The following is a 16,540-nucleotide window of genomic DNA, read 5'->3' as shown; positions in this document are numbered from 1 at the left end:
GGGTATTCCCACGACAAGATAGAAAAATATTCATGGATAGTTAAACTTTCCCCGAAATGCAATACCCCTGATTGCTTGTACGATAAAAGAATGCTAGTTAAACTAGCCCAAAAATAACTGACACGCACAAGCCCCATCGATGACCCCATGGTCTTTGGAGCTGTGCCAAGGGAAGCAGGCTTAATTGATGGAAACAATTAACCAGACGCGACACCTCCAGCCTCATTCGCAAAACTGCCGGCACGTCAGTACCACGGCCGCGCCCGCCTTTCACAGCACGACAGCAAGCATCATTCAGGGCGAATTGCCACTCGCATACACGGGTTACCAGTAACCCAGGAAGTGGCACCATGAATTCTGCTGAACCTGCCACTTCACCCGCGCATATCCTGATCGCAGAAGACAGCGGCGTGCAGGCCTACATGTTGCGCCGCATCCTCGAACAAGAGGGGCACAAGACCAGCGTCGCGAACAACGGCCGGCTCGCACTGGAATTGGCGACGCAGATACGACCCGCACTGGTTGTCAGCGACGTCAACATGCCCGAGATGAGCGGCTATGAACTGTGCCGGCAGATCAAGGCCAACCCCGATCTTTGTCATATTCCGGTGATTCTGGTGACCAACCTGTCGGACCCCGATGACGTGTTGCTCGGGCTCAAAAGTGGCGCCGACAGCTTTGTCATCAAACCCTACGACAAAACCCATATGCTGGCACGCGTACAGCATGCGCTCAGCAACCAGCGCCTTCGCACCGAGGCAGAAAAGGGCCCGGGGGTGGACATCTTCTTCCATGGCCAGACGCACCAGATTACGGCCAGCCGTGCGCAAATCCTCAATCTGCTGATGTCGACTTACGACGCAACCGCACAGCGCAACAGGGAACTTCACGAAAGCCGTGAACAGCTGGCCGAACGCACTGCTGAGCTGCTGGCGGCGAACCGTTTTCTTGACTCGATCATCGAGAACATTCCGAACATGATCTTCATCAAGGATGCGGCCGAATTGAAGTTTGTAAGGCTCAATCGGGCAGGCGAGGACTTGCTCGGATATTCGCGCGACCAGTTGCTCGGAAAAAGTGACCATGACTTCTTCCCCCAGGACGAAAGCGATCATTTTGTAGCCAAGGACCGCGAAGTCCTGACCAGCGGCGGAATCATGGAAGTCGCTGAAGAGCCCCTGCAGACGGCCAACCAGGGAGTCCGCCTGCTTCGCACCAAGAAGGTGGCGGTGCTGGACGAGCACGGCGTAGCGACTCACCTCCTGGGAATTTCCGAGGATGTCACCCAGCAAAAAGAAATGGAAACGGAGATCCTCGACCTCAATGCGGCGCTGAAGGCACGGGCTGAAGAACTGGAAGCCAGCCACAAAAGCCTGGAAAGCTTCACGTCCGCGGCGACCCATGACCTTCGCTCACCGCTGAGTGTCATTGGCGGCTATGCCGGCCTGCTGGAAAAGAATTACGCCAGCCGACTGGACGAAAAGGGTCGGCGCTATGTGTCGGTCATCCGGGACAACATCAAAAGCATGGCCAAACTGATCGACGACCTTCTGGCTTTTTCCAAGCTGGGCCGGAGCGAGATCAGCAAAGCCAGCGTGAACATGCAGGGACTGGCCCAACAGGTCATCGACGAGATCCTGCAACGCCATCCGGAAGGCAATAAGCCACGCATCGTGCTGGATTCGCTGCCGCCGGCTCCGGCAGACGCTGCGCTGCTGCGCCAGGTCTGGGTGAATCTGCTGTCCAATGCCGTGAAATACAGCAGCCGTGCCCCCAGCCCCCTGATTGAAGTCAGTGGCCGCCTTGACGGTGGGGAAGCGGTGTATTCGGTGCGCGACAACGGCGCTGGCTTCAGCATGGACCAGTATGACAAGCTCTTCGAGATTTTTCAGCGGCTGCACAGTGATGACGAGTTTGAAGGGACCGGGGTGGGCTTGCCCATCGTCCACCGCGTGGTGACCCGACATGGCGGTCGCGTGTGGGCCGAGGGCAAGGTAGGTCAGGGCGCGGTGTTTCATTTTGCGCTGCCTGTTTAACGTCATTCGCCCTCACCTCCGCCCTCAGGGCCTGAGCGGTCTTGCGGCTCATCGCTCACGGAAGGATTTTTCACTGCCCGAATCACTTCAAGGCTCAGTCCATGTCCAGCACCTTGCATGAACCCAGCCAGGGTGACCGGGGAGATGACACCGGCAGACCGGGTGCTGCCGTACAGCTGATCACGCTGATCATCAGGCTGGCCGCCAGTGCAACCCTCCTCACCGGCCTGTCGGTCCTGGCGGGTTGGGTATGGGAAGTGTCCCTCCTCAAGAGCGTGCTGCCGGGTGCGGTGGACATGAAAGCCAATACGGCGCTGGGCCTGATCGCGGCGGGCGCTGCCCTGTGGTTGCTGGACCTCCAGCGAACGGCATTTTTTCAGCAGGGGGCGCAGGCACTGGCGCTTCTTGTCGGCATGTTGGGCCTGGCCACCTTGGGGCAGTATCTGTTCGGCTGGCGCCTGGGCATTGACGAGTTGCTGTTCCTCGACCGCCAGGGCGCGTACAACGCGATTCGCGGCCGCATGTCGCCTTACAGCGCCGCGGCTTTCGCCTGCATCGGACTGGCCTTGCTGATCCTGCCGCGATCCGGCCTGCGCACGCCGGCATTTTTGGCAACGGCGGTGACGCTGATCATTGGCACGCTTTCGGCGATCGGCTACGCCTGGAACGCCAGCGAACTCACAACGGATGTTGTGCTGCCGCCGGTAGCGGTGAACACGGCGGTGGCCCTCATTTTTCTCAGCACGGGCACACTGCTGGCAATCCACAAGCGCATGGCACAACAAACGGCCTCTTCCTTCACGATCACATCAATCGAAGGAAAAATCCTCACCGGCTTTGCCGGCGCTTTTTTGCTGCTGGCGATCGGGGGAGGGCTTACCTACAAGGCCACCACGGTTTTTGCAAACTCGGCACAGCAGGTAGCCCACACGCAGCAGGTGCGCGCCGCACTGAGCCGTCTTTACGGTGATATCTCTGAAGCGGGCTTCGCACAGCGCAACTACCTGATTACCGGCCAGACCCAGCAACTCGATCTATACCGGCATCTGGTCTCAAACATAGCCGCCCAAACCGAATCAATAGGTTTTCTCATCAGTGACAACGCCCGCCAGGTTAAAAACCTGGCGCCCCTTCAGCCGCTGATCGACCACATACACGACCTGCTGGACCAGGGGATCGAGCTGTACCAGACCCAGGGGTTTGGTGCAGCCAAAACCCTGATTGACTCGGGGCGGAGCCTGAACGCGATGCGATCCATTCTCTCGGTGATCCAGAACATGGACGCCGAGGAAGAGGCTTTGCTGGTCAAACGCGAAGCGGCTTCGACACGCTTTCAGCGCTATATGCTGACCTCCATGCTGCTGACCATGGTGGTCGCGGCCTGTATTTTTATTGCCTTGTACCGCGAAATTCGTCGCGAAAACCTGGCGCGGCAACTGGCCGACCAGGCAATCGTCAGCGCCAAGAATGCGGCAGAACTTGCCCACCAAGAGGCCGACGCAGCCAACCGCGCCAAGAGCGCCTTCCTGGCCACCATGAGCCATGAAATCAGGACACCGATGAACGGTGTGCTGGGCATGGTGGAGCTGCTCAGCCTCACCCCGCTCAACGGAACCCAATACACCACCCTCAAGGCCATACGGGAATCCGGCCGGTCATTGATGCGGATCATCGACGACATCCTGGATTTCTCGAAAATTGAAGCGCAAAAGCTGGACATTCATCCCGAAATCGTATCCCTGAAGGATCTGGTCGAAGATGTCCACCACGTTTACTCTGGCAATGCCAGCAGCAAACGCTTGCTGGTCACCCATCGCGTCGATACGGCGCTCAGCCCTGCCCTGACAGTGGACCCGCTACGGCTGCGGCAGATACTCGGCAACTTTGTCAGCAACGCGATCAAATTCACATCTCATGGCCGGGTCGAGATCACGGCGGACCTGATCGAGCGTCAAGACGGTGAAGACCGGGTGAGGTTCAGCGTGAAAGACACCGGGATCGGCATTTCCGAAGAGCATCAACGGCTGCTGTTTCAGCCCTTTGCCCAGGCCGAGTCGAGCACAACTCATCGTTTTGGGGGCACCGGCCTCGGCCTCGTTATTTGCCGGCGACTGGCAGCCCTGATGGGCGGCTCCATCACCATGGTGAGCGCGCCGGGCGCAGGGACCACCATGACCCTTGACCTGTCGCTGCCCATCGCGGACCCCGCATTGCTTCCGGAAGACAACCCGGATGTCCCGGCCTCGTTTTCCGCAAGTCTGGAGACGCGCAGGACGGCGCCCGACGTGGCACAGGCCGAGGCAGAGGGCACACTCATCCTGCTGGCCGATGACCATCCCACCAACCGCTCGCTGTTGATGCGCCAGGTGAACCTGCTCGGCTATGCAGCGGAGAGCGCCAGAAACGGTGTCGAAGCCCTGAGCCTGTGGAAGTCGGGCCGATTTTCGCTGCTCCTGACAGACTGCAACATGCCCGAAATGGATGGCTACGAACTGGCCAAGACCATACGCGAGCGCGAAGCAGCCACAGACTCCCGCCACTACCCCATCATTGCCTGCACAGCCAATGCCATGGGCGGCGAGGCGGAAATTTGCCTCGCTGCGGGTATGGACGACTACCTTGTCAAGCCGGTGGAGCTAAAAAAACTGCTGGCCAAACTGGAGCGCTGGCTGCCCATCCCCGCGGCCCCCATCACACCGCCCACCTATTTTCCTGCGGCACGGCGGGCGAGGACGCCCATTGACCATGTGGCGCTGGCCAGGGTGTCTGCGGGCGATGCGGCCGTCGAGCGCGACATTTTCATCGAGTTTCAACGGGCCAATGAGGGAGACGCCGCGCTCTTGAGACAGGCAGTGACCGACGACGACTCCGCCCAGGTCAAACGGCTGGCCCATCTCATCAAAGGCGGTTGCGCCATGGTCGGCGCCCTCGCGCTGGCCAACGTCTGTGAACGTATCGAGCGGGCCAGCCGCGATGGCGACTGGAAGACCATCGTGGTCAGCATGATCGAATTCGAGCAGGAATTGACGGAGCTAAACCGCTACCTGGCCGAGGTTCAGGGATCCGCCACCTCTTGAGTGCCGGCCAGCATACTGGCGGGTCCGTGTCGCACGGCGGCCCTCATCGGACGTGCCATTCCCGCAGCCATCGACCAAGCAGCCCTGCCAATCCGATTGCGATGGAAACTGACGACGGAAACCAGAAACTGGAAAAAACGCACTGGAACCTGGGACAGCACCCCATGGAAACTCATGGAGTGCAGCCGTTCCTACTCCAGGTGCAGCTCCTGGATTTTGCGTGTGATGGTATTGCGGCCAATACCCAGCTTCTGGGCGGCTTCAATCCGGCGCCCGCGCGTATTGAGCAGGGCCGTCTGGATCAGCCTGGACTCAAAACGGCGTGTCAGCACATCCCACACATCGCTGCGACCCGCCGCCAGCAGCGCCAGGGCTTCAGCTTCAAGCCCGCTTTCCCAATTCTGCTCGCCAGCGGGCACCGTGGAAAACTGCGCCGCCGGAACAACAGGCTCGGAACCATGCGTGGTGGGCGGGACGGACGCCAGAGGCGCTTTATCGCCCGCCCCCGGCGCTGGTTCGTGCGGCACGCCCAGCACTTCAGGTGGCAGATCCTTGGCTTCAATGACCTGAGCAGGCGCCATCACGGTGAGCCAGTGGCAGATGTTTTCCAGCTGGCGCACATTGCCGGGAAAACCGAAGTTGCTCAGCTGCTGCAGCGCCGCATCGGAGATACGCTTGGGTTCCACACCCAGCTGCTTGGCGCTTTGCTGCAGAAAATGGCGGGTTAGCATGAACACATCTTCGCGCCGTTCGCGCAACGCGGGCAGACGCAGCCGAATCACGTTCAGGCGATGGAAGAGGTCTTCGCGAAACCCCCCTTCCTTGACGCGCTGTTCAAGGTCCTGGTGCGTGGCGGCAATCACGCGCACATTGGCCTTGACGGCGTTGTGTCCGCCAACGCGGTAAAAGTGACCGTCGCTCAGCACCCTGAGCAGGCGGGTCTGCAAGTCAAAAGGCATGTCGCCGATTTCATCGAGGAACAGCGTACCGCCCTCGGCCTGCTCAAAGCGGCCGCGCCGCATGGTCTGCGCGCCGGTGAAGGCGCCGCGCTCATGACCGAAGAGTTCGCTCTCGAGCAGGTCTTTGGGAATGGCTGCCGTGTTGATGGCCACAAAGGGCCCGTTGGCGCGCGGTGAGTGCTTGTGCAGCGCGCGCGCCACCAGTTCCTTGCCCGACCCCGATTCGCCGGTGATCATCACCGTCACCATGCTCTGGCTCAAGCGGCCAATGGCACGGAACACGTCCTGCATCGCTGGCGCCTGGCCGAGCATTTCCGGCGCGGCCGCCATGCGCTCTTCGGCCACCTCCTCGCGCTGGCTTTCTTCCACAGCACGGCGTATGAGTTCCACCGCCTTTGGGAGGTCAAAGGGTTTGGGCAGGTATTCGAACGCGCCGCCCTGAAAGGCGGAAACAGCGCTATCGAGATCGGAGAACGCCGTCATGATGATGACGGGCAGGCCAGGCAGCTTTTGCTTGACCTTCTCCAGCAGATCCAGCCCCGACCCGCCAGGCATGCGAATGTCGCTCACCAGGACTTGCGGGCCCTCTTCCTCTGTCGCGTTTTCCAGCGCCAGGAGAACTTCACGGGGGTTGGTGAAACTGCGCGTAGGAAGGTCCTCACGAAGCAGGGCCTTCTCCAGAACAAACCGGATGGACTGGTCATCATCAACGATCCAAATCGGTTTCATGTTGTGCAGTCCCTTTCGTGCCATTCGCGTTATCGCGTTTATTTATCAAACCATGGAGGAAGACATACCTCAAGGCAGCGGTATCAGCAGCTTGAAATCTGTCCGGCCCGGCACACTGTCGCACTCAATCAAACCGTGGTGTTGCTGAACAAAGGTTTGCGCCAATGTCAGCCCCAGCCCCGAACCGCCCTCGCGCCCTGATACCAGCGGATAGAAGATACGGTCTTTGATGGAGTCCGGCACGCCCGGTCCATTGTCAATGACATGCAATTCCAGTGCCAAGCGATAGCGCTGCTTGCCGAAAGTTACCTGCCGGGCGATTCGGGTCCTGAAAGTGATCTGCGCATCGCCTGCCACCATGCGCTCTGCGAGCGCCTGAGCCGCGTTGTGGGCGATATTGAGTACCGCCTGGATCAGCTGCTCGCGGTCGCCGCGGAAGCCGGGAATCGAAATGTCATAGTCCCGCGTCACACGCAGCCCCTTGGGAAACTCGGCAAGGATCAGCGAGCGCACACGTTCACACACTTCGTGAATATTCACATCGCCCACCAGATGCGGTCGCCGATGCGGCGCAAGCAGGCGATCGACCAGCGTTTGCAGACGATCCGCCTCATGAATGATGACCTGTGTGTACTCGGTCAGCTCCTTGTCGATTTCCATTTGCAGCAATTGCGCCGCGCCGCGAATGCCGCCGAGCGGATTCTTGATTTCGTGGGCCAGGTTGCGGATCAGTTCCTTGTTGGCCTGCGCCTGGTCAATCAGGCGTTCCTCGCGGTCCTGCTTGGCCTGCTGCTCCAACGGCAGCAACTCCACAATCGCTTCGCCCGGCGTATCGGTTTGCGCCACCACCACATGGACCGGCATCGGCTCGTGGTTCAGGCGCCTGAGCCATGCGTCATAGCGCAGGGCTGCAAACTCATTGCTGCCGGCGCCCTCCAGCGCATTTTGCAGAATCAGCGGTTCGGTAAAACACTCGGGGAGCTGCGAGCCTTCAATGGTGCGGCGTGAGGTGCCCAGCGCGTCTTCGAGCGCTGCGTTGGCGAACACCACCACCCCATTGGTACGCACCACGGCCACGAGCGTGGCCAGCAGATCAAACGATTGAAAGCGCGGGGACGCTGGGACGGGGAGTGAAATAGGGGGTAAATGTGGCTTGTTCAAGCCGTCCATTTTGGCCCATAAGCGGTGGAGATAAACGCTTAATTTGCGGCCGGGAGACGCGAAATCTCGCGCTTGATGCCGGCAATATCGCTCTGGTTGCGGGCGATGCTTTCCTTGAGTTCAGCCACGCGGTCCAGGTAGCGCTGGTAGTTGCGTCCTTCGATGCCCTGCTTTTCCGGTTCGCCGTTGTTGTACTCTTTTTGCTGCTCGGCCAATCGGGCTTCGGCCTTTTTCAGCTCGGACTCCAGAATGGCGCGCGAATCACTGTCGCGCGCACGCTGCTCCGGGCTGCCATCGGTTCGCGGACCGCCTGAAGCCGCCGCCGCAGCAACACGCACAGGCGCCCTGGGCACCGGGTTGCCCTGCACCACAGTGACATTGCCCCCCGACAGCAGCTTGCAATTACGGTTCTGGGCATCCTTGGTGTTGTTGATGTACTCGGGCACGCCACCATTGGCGGCAACGCAACGGTAAACCTGCTGGGCCCATGCGGTATTTCCCGCACCGGCCAGCAGCATGGACAAGAGGGACAGCGATAAAGTGTTTTTCATTCGGAACTCCAGATGCCCGCAAGGGCAAAGGACGGTCTATCAGTATGCTGCAAAGCGGTAAAAACACAAAGTCAGCGCCCCCATTACCCACCAGCCATAAAAAAGGACGGCATTTGCCGTCCTTTTTTGGCCACAAACCGTAAGCAACAGTAAGTGGCCGGGAGTCTGCAGCCCTGATTGCAGGGAGCTGATTTACAGGGAGTAATACATCTCGAACTCGATGGGGTGCGTGGCCATGCGCAGACGCGTCACTTCACCCATCTTCAACTCAATGTAGGCGTCCAGCATGCTGTCGGTGAACACACCGCCCTTGGTCAGGAAGCCGCGATCCGCATTGAGGCAGTCCAGCGCCTGGTCCAGGCTGTGGCAGACGGTTGGCACTTTTGCATCTTCCTCGGGCGGCAGATGGTAGAGGTCCTTGGTCGCGGCTTCGCCCGGGTGGATCTTGTTCTCGACGCCGTCGAGGCCGGCCATCATCAGTGCGGAGAAGCACAGGTAAGGGTTGGCCAGTGGATCGGGGAAGCGCGCTTCAATGCGGCGGCCCTTGGGATTCGCCACATATGGAATGCGGATCGAAGCCGAGCGGTTTTTGGCCGAATAGGCCAGCTTGACCGGTGCTTCGTAGCCGGGAACCAGGCGCTTGTAGCTGTTGGTGCCGGGGTTGGTGATCGCATTCAGGGCACGGGCGTGCTTGATGATGCCGCCGATGTAGTACAGGGCGAAATCGGACAGACCCGCATAGCCGTCGCCGGCAAACAGGTTTTTGCCGTCTTTCCAGATGGACTGGTGAACGTGCATGCCGGAGCCGTTGTCGCCCACGATGGGCTTGGGCATGAAGGTCGCGGTTTTGCCGTAGGCATTGGCCACGTTCTGCACCACGTATTTCAGCATCTGGGTCCAGTCGGCGCGCTGCACCAGCGTGCTGAAGCGGGTGCCGATTTCATTCTGGCCGGCGCCAGCCACTTCGTGGTGGAACACTTCGACCGGAATGCCCAGCGATTCGAGGATCAGGGACATCTCGGCGCGCATGTCCTGCGTGCTGTCGACCGGTGGCACGGGAAAGTAGCCGCCCTTGACGGTGGGACGGTGGCCACGGTTGCCGCCTTCGAGCTTGGCGCCAGAATTCCAGGGGGCTTCGTATTCTTCGATTTTGAAGAAGGTGCCCGACATGTCGGTGTTCCAGCGCACGTCGTCAAAGATGAAAAACTCTGGCTCAGGTCCGAAGTAGGCGGTGTCGCCCAGGCCGGAAGCCTTGAGGTAGGCTTCGGCGCGCTTGGCGATGGAGCGCGGGTCGCGGTCATACGACTTGCCGTCGCTGGGCTCCAGCACGTCGCAGCTCATGAACAGCGTCGTTTCTTCGAAGAACGGGTCAATGTTCGCGGTGTTGGGATCAGGCATCAACTGCATGTCGGAGGCTTCAATGCCCTTCCAGCCGGCAATCGATGAACCGTCAAACGCGTGGCCCGAGGTGAACTTGTCTTCGTCAAAGTGGGAGACAGGCACCGTCACGTGCTGCTCTTTGCCCCGAGTGTCGGTAAAACGGAAGTCAACAAACTTGACTTCGTTTTCCTTGACCATTTTCATGACGTCTGCGACGGTCTTTGCCATCAAAATCTCCTGTTGCTTGGATGGTTGTTAAAAAATTGTCTTCGGATGGTGAATGCACTTTTTGTGCCACAGCGGATGGCTGATCGGTTTTCGCCAAACCCCTGATTGTGCCGTTATCTGGCGCGGATTCTGTCGTTGCGAAGTCAGAATCTCAAAAAGAGGTACGCCGCTTTTGCACCAAGATGGCTCATCACATCAATGCACCATATCGGTGCAATCTCTCAGCGCACCAACTCAGGGCCTAATTTGACCTGGAATTTCTGCAAGCCCGCCAGCAAGGCGGGATAAGCCAGGCTCACCGCCTGCGGCGCGCCCTTGACGCCCAATTCGATGTGGCGGCCGTAATCGGGGTGATCCACGCTGGGCAGACTGAACACTTTCACCCCCACGTGCGCTGCCTCAATAGCGAGCATCAGGGGGGTCAGCGTGGCCTCCATGGAGCCAAACACAATCACCGACTTTTCGATGTAGGCGGATTTCTGATGTAGATGGGGATAGCGCTGGTCGAGCACCCACTCCATCATGGGCCAGGCCATGACCGGGAAGCCCGGAACAAAGTGCACCGCGCCCTCACCGGCCTGGCAGCTAAAACCGGGGATCTTGTTGTAGGGGTTGGGAATGATCTGGGCGCCCACCGGGAACACACCCATATTCAGGCGGTGGATGTTGTCCTCGCGGTCGGGCTCATAGGGCAGCCCCTGCTCTTTCGCCACGTCCTGCATGCGCTCCATGATCAGCGTTTTGGCTTCGGGGTGGAGGGCCAGTTCCACGCCCAGGGCCTTGGCCGCGCATTGCCGGGTGTGGTCGTCCGGTGTGGCGCCAATGCCGCCGCAGGAAAACACCACATCGCCAGACGTACGCGCCGCCGCAAAGGCGCGCGCCAGGGTGGCGGTGATGCGGGCCGGGTCGTCGCCCACGTAGTCGGCGTAGCCAAGCTGCATGCCGCGGGCACCCAGCAGCTCGATGGTTTTGGGCAGGTGCTTGTCGGCACGTTTGCCCGAGAGAATTTCATCGCCAACAATGACGAGTCCAAAGTTTGTGGTCATACAGGGCAGTCGTGAGGTTGCGGCAGGACAGTCATCAAGGCCGGACAGGGGGATTGCCGCCCAGCGAGCCGAAGCTGGGCGCCGGCCCCTCGGAAGCAGTCGGCGCCAATTCGTTCGCGATTGATTTAATAGCCTCCTGCGCGAGCGGATGGGGGGCCAGCGCGTTGTTTTTCTTGCGCAGCTGCTCCAGGGCGGCGAGCGTGTAGTGGGCAAACCAGAGCGACGAAAAAGCAAACACCAGGGTGTATAGCCAGATGGCCACCGGCACGAGGATAGGCGCCATCGCCACGAACATGGCGCCCGAAGCCCAGATCAGGCTGGGCGCGGCACCGAGGTAGCCGCTGAGCACCCCGATGCCCAGCAGCACGGCACGGTTCTCCCGGAAAATCTGGCGCCGCTCCTCACTGCTCGCGTGGTCCACCAGGGCGTCATACGACATGACGCGGTAGGTGAGCCAGCCCCAGATCAGCGGCGGCAGGATCAGGATCAACGGGGGAATCAGCCACAAGGGAATCGACAATACCAGTGCAATCACAGCGAGCAGGGTGGAGCCCAGCGACCAGAACAGGCTGGCAACCAAGGAGCCGCCCCGCTTGCGCTCCAGTTGCGGAAACCGTCGTTCGGCCACCAGGGCCACCATGGCGGGTGTCATGAACATTGCCACAAACAGCAGCGAGGCAATCACAATGACGGGAATGGCCAGGAACAGCAGCAATACAGGCGCCAGCACCACACGAAGGTCGCTCAGCCCCAGCCCTTCCAGCCAGCGGACCATCATGTCCACCAGTTCATAGCTTTCAAGGTTGCTGCGCACCGCGGCCAGCGCGCCTTCCCAGAAAAAGTAGCCCAGGCCGAGTGAGATGACAGCCATGATCACCAGGGGAAGGACCGACAGGGCGATGACCCGGGGATGCAGGCAGTACATGGCGGCCCGCCAGAAGGAGTCTAAAAGCTTGCTCATGGAGCTAGGATAACGCCAATGCATGGCAGCCTTCGGGACGGCATGTTCCGCCGGGCCACCCACCGTGAAACGGCCACCTCGTGAATCGGCGCATCACACGATGTGAAAAGCGCCGGGACATCTCATGCGCGGCCGGCCAGCCGCTTCAAGCCCATCCACTGCTGCGACCAGAAGCCGCGCCCATAGTCACGGTTATTTTCGACCTGGTCACGCACGCCCGTAGGGATCCTTGAAGCCCTCAGGCTGCGGCAATGAATTCGCCGGATATCAAGGCAACCGGCTGGAAATGCAGCCTATGGTCGGCTCTCCGCACCTGGTTCCCGTCGTGTTCTTGTGCAGGCCGAAAAAACCATTGAAGCGATCACCGGTTTTCCGGTGCCCAGCAATGCCTCCTGATAGCACCGGATGCGCTGGTTTTACAGCAGTGCCCATGGCCATGGATCACTGCGGGTCATTGCGTTCTTTTGGCGGAAGGCCTGACCGGAAAACCAATAGCGCAAAATAGTGCAATAGCGGAGGTCAGTCCCTGCTACGCCCGCAGACCGACCAGAGTCGACCAGAGGAGGCCCAGACGTTCCAAATGGTCTGGCACGTTATCGAGCGTCCGGCTAACATACACAATGAAACGAATGAAACGGCATTTAATGGCTGCCATACAACAAATGTGTGTGGCACAAGCCATAAAAGTGCGCAGAAAGCCCGTCGCCTGGTTGTCAACCCTAGCCACCCGCAGGCTTGGGCTACCCCAAAAAGACACCTCTGGCAAGATTAGTAGCTGGCCATTTTGCTGAAGTGTGACGGGAAGTACTCGTTTTTCGTTACTTAAATCACGAAATTCACAGAATCGGACAACTTTAGTAACATTTTTAAAATTGTGTGATTATTTTCCTACCCAATTACTCCTGTTGAGCGTAACTTGTAAGCATTGGTGACAAACCGGGAGCCGTAAATGACAAAAAATCCAGAACTACTGATGGCGGGGCTGCCCTTGATGGGCGTGCTCACCCTTTGGTACTGGCTGCGATTGCGCTGGATTGCGAAGGAGAAACGTCGCATCCCCAGGCATTGGCCCTTGCATGCGCGGCCGTTGGTGAACAGCGAGGAATTGCAACTCTGGCGCTGGCTGGCCGAGACTTTTGATGACCATCACATCATGATCAAGGTGCCGGTCACCCGCTTCGTCCGGCCTAACGCCAGTGAAAATGGGCTGTACTGGTACAGCCTGCTCAAAAACACCAGCTGTACATTTTCCGTGTGTTCCCTGGATGGCCAGATTGTTGGCTGTGTCGATGTGCCCAAGTCTTCCGGACTGTCTCAGAAGGCGAAAAATGTGAAGCACAATTTGCTGGCGCAATGCGGTATTGCCTATGTCGTGATCAACGCATCAAAGCTGCCAAACCCGGATGAGCTCCGCAATGACTTCCTCGGGGAAGCGGCCGCGAAAAGCCGGGATCTGAAGCGCGAGCAAGCCGCGGTGGCGGCCGCCCGCGCCAACCTGCAAAAGACGCTGGTTCAGCAACGCGATATGCGCCAACGCCACGCGCCCCATGACTATCGGGACAGCACCAGCAGCAGCATGCCCACAGACTGGCACGATTCATTTCTCATCCAGTCCAACAGTATGCCGAGTGAGTTGAGGCACACTGACGGGCGCCAGGTAGCCTGAAGCTGAAGGGCAACCGCGCAAGCAGGCGTCAGGCCGAAATGCTGGCCAGATCCTGCACGGTGAGCCAGCGCCACTGCCCGGGCTTGAGGTCTTCAGGCAGCATCAGCCCCCCGAGTTGCGAGCGGTGCAGGCCTTCCACCCGGTTGCCCACGGCCGCAATCATGCGTTTGACCTGGTGGTATTTTCCCTCGGTCAGCGTCAGGCTTAACTGCAGTTCGCCGGTTTTTTCGCAGGCAGCGGCCCGGACCGGCTTGGGGTCGTCATCAAGCACCACGCCTGCCAGCAGTTTCTGAACCTGTTTGTCGTCCACCGCGTGCTTTGCCGTCACTTCATAGACCTTGGGTACATGGTGCCTCGGGGAGCTCATGCGGTGAATGAACTTGCCATCGTCCGACAGCAGCAGCAAGCCAGTCGTGTCCTGGTCCAGCCTTCCTACCGCCTGCACACCCGCTGCAGCGCCACCACCACGCTGGCGAATCGGTGACGGCAGCAAGGTGTAAATACTGGGGTAAGTACTGGGCTTCTGCGAACACTCATAACCGGCCGGCTTGTGCAGCATCAGGTAGGCTTTTTCGTGGTACTCCCACGCCACCCCCTGCACCGTGAAGCGAAGGTTTTCCGCAACAAACTCCATGGCCGGTTCCGTACAGGGGATACCGGCTACGGCCACAAAACCCTGTTGAATCAGGCCCGCACAAACGCGCCGCGTGCCAAAGCCCTGGGAGAAAAGAATGTCCTGTAATTGCATGGTCGCCATGACGCTATTGTCGCCGGGCGAAAACCCCGAGCCAGCGAGGTCGGCACTAACTTAACAGCTTGATCAGCAAGGTCGGATGAAGTGTCCAGCCGGTCAGCCCGGCAAGGCCCATCAAAACGCCAAAGCCCGCCGGTACCAGGCTCAAGCCGTAAAGCCACCACAGCTGCGTGAGTGAAGTGATGGCCAGCAGGGAGATCGCAATCGCGATCAACGCATCAGACAGATCAAATTGGTCGTCGTGAAAATTCAATGCATCGTAATTGGCCTGGTCCGCCAAGGCCTGAAGCCTGAGTTCCTCTTTCTTTGTCGCCTGCTCCTTCGCCAGTTTCTCGTACTGGGCGATGGTTTCCTGATAGGCCGCTTGTCTTTCCACGGGTTTATCGGCTGCCTGCAGACGCAACTGCATCAGCGTCGCCTTGGCTACCTCCTCGCGCAGGTTTCTCGCCTGGTAAAAGGCCCAATGATCGATCTTGTCGGCCTGCGCCTGCTGCATGGCCTGCACGATATTGTCATCCTTGACCTTGCAGATGCCCATGAAGGTGGCCAGCAGGGCGACGGCGATCGCCACGGCCGGATTCAGGCGTGACGACTTCGCGTCTCTTGAGGTCTCAGCAGCCGCTGTGACGATGTCCTTGGGATCTATTTCCATACGATTTGATACCGGGATTGATGAGAAAAGGCGACACCTAGCAAAACATCAGCGCCAGCCATGCCGGGTCGTCAACGAAGTTCAGCAGCAGATAGGCGCCGAGTCGGCAAGCCCAGAATTTTCCGCTTATTTTTATGTCTGCCCAGGTCATAGCAAGCGCCCCAGCCTGCGTACGAATGACGCGCGAATTCAACGTCAATTAACGGCCGAAGAAGATGGTTTGAAAAAACCCCCGCCAGTGGTATTCCACTGGCGGGGGCTGTTTGAATGGTGGAGCTGGGGGGATTTGAACCCCCGTCCGCAAGCCTTCTTCGCGTAGTTCTACATGCTTAGCCGTCTGATTTGAGTCTCACTTCCCATATCGCGCAGCAGCACGCTATACAGGTTGCCAGCATCCTATTGTCTCGCCTGATACCAAGGTGCCCGGTACCAAGCCAGCCGATGTGTATGACCCTACAGCCGGGAGCCTTCAACTTGCGCTAAAGACCCCTTGCCCAGCCCATCGGCCTGCTGTTGTAGGGCTCACTGGTTATTAAGCAGCGAGTGCGAAACGTTCGTCGTTTGCAGTTAGTTTGTTTTAGTCTGTTTTACGAGCACACTAAGCTCGGCATGCCCCACTGCGCGTCCGTACCCGCGTCGAAACCAGTGCAGCCCCAAGACAGATAGTTTAAGGCATCCGCAGCAAATTCAAGAGCAACGTGGGTTTTGTGATGGTGGCGTCAGCCATCCAGCCTTGCATATCGGCGGTAGCGCCCAGATAACCATAGGCGGCAGCCACTGTGGGCATGCCGGCAGCCCGGCCGGCGATCATGTCGCGTTCGTCGTCGCCCACATAGATACAGCGCCCGGGCGCCACCATGAGCCGGCGCGCCGCTTCCAGCAAAGGTGCAGGATGCGGTTTGGCATGCGGCGTGGTATCCCCGCTGACGATGACCTGGGCGCTACCAAAGAGCGGCATGGCCTGCGTCAGGGGCAGCGTGAAGCGCGCGGACTTGTTGGTGACCACTCCCCACTTGAGGCCCGCCTGGTCAATTTTTTCAATCAGCTCGGCTACGCCGTCAAACGCGTAGGTGCGCTCGGTCATGCAGGCTTCGTAGTTGGCAAAGAATTCTTCTCTCAATGCGGGAAAATCGGCATCGTCGGGCGTCAGGCCAAATGCGACGCCAATCATGCCGCGGGCCCCCGCGCCCGCCATGGGCCGATATTGCGACAAAGGTAGCGAGACCAGCCCCCGGTCGGTGCGCATCTTGTCGGCCGCGGCACCCAGGTCGGGTGCGCTATCAATCAGGGTACCGTCCAGGTCAAACAGCACGGCATCAATATCATTGAACATGGGTGTC

The 16,540-nt window shown here is 59.4% G+C and carries 12 protein-coding genes, 1 other RNA gene and 1 pseudogene; 3 read left to right on the top strand and 11 right to left on the bottom strand.

Annotated elements, in window-relative coordinates:
- Window positions 1-350: 350 nt before the first annotated feature.
- Entirely contained in the window at window positions 351-2,036 is a 1,686-nt protein-coding gene (locus AC1DUR_RS10090; protein ID WP_477718763.1) for an ATP-binding protein, read from the top strand.
- A 101-nt stretch (window positions 2,037-2,137) separates the two neighbouring features.
- Window positions 2,138-5,113: an ATP-binding protein gene (locus tag AC1DUR_RS10085; protein WP_477718762.1), complete on the top strand. Its 2,976-nt coding sequence runs from the start codon at window positions 2,138-2,140 to the stop codon at window positions 5,111-5,113.
- Between the two features lie 191 nt (window positions 5,114-5,304).
- On the opposite strand, the gene ntrC is transcribed toward AC1DUR_RS10085, so the two are convergent.
- The 7 genes and pseudogenes from ntrC to AC1DUR_RS10050 all read right to left on the bottom strand — a co-directional run.
- Window positions 5,305-6,801, bottom strand: a complete 1,497-nt coding sequence (ntrC, locus tag AC1DUR_RS10080) for a nitrogen regulation protein NR(I) (protein ID WP_477718761.1) — start codon at window positions 6,799-6,801, stop codon at window positions 5,305-5,307.
- Window positions 6,802-6,870: 69 nt separating this feature from the next.
- Window positions 6,871-7,971 carry a nitrogen regulation protein NR(II) gene (glnL, locus tag AC1DUR_RS10075; protein WP_477718760.1) on the bottom strand — a complete coding sequence of 367 codons (1,101 nt, stop codon included), beginning with the start codon at window positions 7,969-7,971 and terminating at the stop codon, window positions 6,871-6,873.
- Between the two features lie 29 nt (window positions 7,972-8,000).
- Complete coding sequence (locus AC1DUR_RS10070) at window positions 8,001-8,513, bottom strand: hypothetical protein (protein ID WP_477718759.1); 513 nt, start codon at window positions 8,511-8,513, stop codon at window positions 8,001-8,003.
- 192 nt (window positions 8,514-8,705) lie between these two features.
- Entirely contained in the window at window positions 8,706-10,121 is a 1,416-nt protein-coding gene (glnA, locus tag AC1DUR_RS10065) for a type I glutamate--ammonia ligase (protein WP_477718758.1), read from the bottom strand.
- Window positions 10,122-10,342: 221 nt separating this feature from the next.
- On the bottom strand, window positions 10,343-11,167 hold the full coding sequence (locus tag AC1DUR_RS10060) for a competence/damage-inducible protein A (protein WP_477718757.1): 825 nt from the start codon (window positions 11,165-11,167) through the stop codon (window positions 10,343-10,345).
- 34 nt (window positions 11,168-11,201) lie between these two features.
- A complete protein-coding gene (locus AC1DUR_RS10055) occupies window positions 11,202-12,128 on the bottom strand; it encodes an EI24 domain-containing protein (protein ID WP_477718756.1) in 927 nt (308 codons plus the stop codon).
- A 122-nt stretch (window positions 12,129-12,250) separates the two neighbouring features.
- Window positions 12,251-12,352, bottom strand: a pseudogene (locus AC1DUR_RS10050) (sterol desaturase family protein); the annotation flags it as partial.
- A gap of 725 nt (window positions 12,353-13,077) precedes the next feature.
- Here AC1DUR_RS10050 and AC1DUR_RS10045 point away from each other — a divergent pair.
- Window positions 13,078-13,794 (top strand): DUF2726 domain-containing protein, encoded by a 717-nt coding sequence (locus AC1DUR_RS10045; RefSeq protein WP_477718755.1) that lies wholly within the window; start codon window positions 13,078-13,080, stop codon window positions 13,792-13,794.
- A gap of 28 nt (window positions 13,795-13,822) precedes the next feature.
- On the opposite strand, the gene AC1DUR_RS10040 is transcribed toward AC1DUR_RS10045, so the two are convergent.
- From AC1DUR_RS10040 to AC1DUR_RS10025, 4 genes are all read right to left on the bottom strand, one after another.
- Complete coding sequence (locus AC1DUR_RS10040; RefSeq protein WP_477718843.1) at window positions 13,823-14,542, bottom strand: pseudouridine synthase; 720 nt, start codon at window positions 14,540-14,542, stop codon at window positions 13,823-13,825.
- 55 nt (window positions 14,543-14,597) lie between these two features.
- Window positions 14,598-15,200 (bottom strand): DUF4337 domain-containing protein, encoded by a 603-nt coding sequence (locus AC1DUR_RS10035; RefSeq protein WP_477718754.1) that lies wholly within the window; start codon window positions 15,198-15,200, stop codon window positions 14,598-14,600.
- 268 nt (window positions 15,201-15,468) lie between these two features.
- Window positions 15,469-15,855: a transfer-messenger RNA gene (ssrA, locus tag AC1DUR_RS10030) on the bottom strand.
- Window positions 15,856-15,867: 12 nt separating this feature from the next.
- On the bottom strand, window positions 15,868-16,533 hold the full coding sequence (locus AC1DUR_RS10025; RefSeq protein ID WP_477718753.1) for an HAD family hydrolase: 666 nt from the start codon (window positions 16,531-16,533) through the stop codon (window positions 15,868-15,870).
- Window positions 16,534-16,540: the final 7 nt, after the last annotated feature.

This window comes from Polaromonas sp. P4_F4 (assembly GCF_056401355.1).
Note: the sequence above shows the minus strand (reverse complement) of the source record. Positions and strands in the feature narration are given on the sequence as shown.

What these genes read in the sequence shown, in the direction of transcription:
- AC1DUR_RS10090 (WP_477718763.1), top strand. Translation starts at nt 351, where the DNA reads ATGAATTCTGCTGAACCTGCCACTTCACCCGCGCATATCCTGATCGCA.
- AC1DUR_RS10025 (WP_477718753.1), bottom strand. Translation starts at nt 16,533, where the DNA reads ATGTTCAATGATATTGATGCCGTGCTGTTTGACCTGGACGGTACCCTG.
- AC1DUR_RS10085 (WP_477718762.1), top strand. Translation starts at nt 2,138, where the DNA reads ATGTCCAGCACCTTGCATGAACCCAGCCAGGGTGACCGGGGAGATGAC.
- glnL (WP_477718760.1), bottom strand. Translation starts at nt 7,971, where the DNA reads ATGGACGGCTTGAACAAGCCACATTTACCCCCTATTTCACTCCCCGTC.
- glnA (WP_477718758.1), bottom strand. Translation starts at nt 10,121, where the DNA reads ATGGCAAAGACCGTCGCAGACGTCATGAAAATGGTCAAGGAAAACGAA.
- AC1DUR_RS10040 (WP_477718843.1), bottom strand. Translation starts at nt 14,542, where the DNA reads ATGCAATTACAGGACATTCTTTTCTCCCAGGGCTTTGGCACGCGGCGC.
- AC1DUR_RS10035 (WP_477718754.1), bottom strand. Translation starts at nt 15,200, where the DNA reads ATGGAAATAGATCCCAAGGACATCGTCACAGCGGCTGCTGAGACCTCA.
- ntrC (WP_477718761.1), bottom strand. Translation starts at nt 6,801, where the DNA reads ATGAAACCGATTTGGATCGTTGATGATGACCAGTCCATCCGGTTTGTT.
- AC1DUR_RS10045 (WP_477718755.1), top strand. Translation starts at nt 13,078, where the DNA reads ATGACAAAAAATCCAGAACTACTGATGGCGGGGCTGCCCTTGATGGGC.
- AC1DUR_RS10055 (WP_477718756.1), bottom strand. Translation starts at nt 12,128, where the DNA reads ATGAGCAAGCTTTTAGACTCCTTCTGGCGGGCCGCCATGTACTGCCTG.
- AC1DUR_RS10060 (WP_477718757.1), bottom strand. Translation starts at nt 11,167, where the DNA reads ATGACCACAAACTTTGGACTCGTCATTGTTGGCGATGAAATTCTCTCG.
- AC1DUR_RS10070 (WP_477718759.1), bottom strand. Translation starts at nt 8,513, where the DNA reads ATGAAAAACACTTTATCGCTGTCCCTCTTGTCCATGCTGCTGGCCGGT.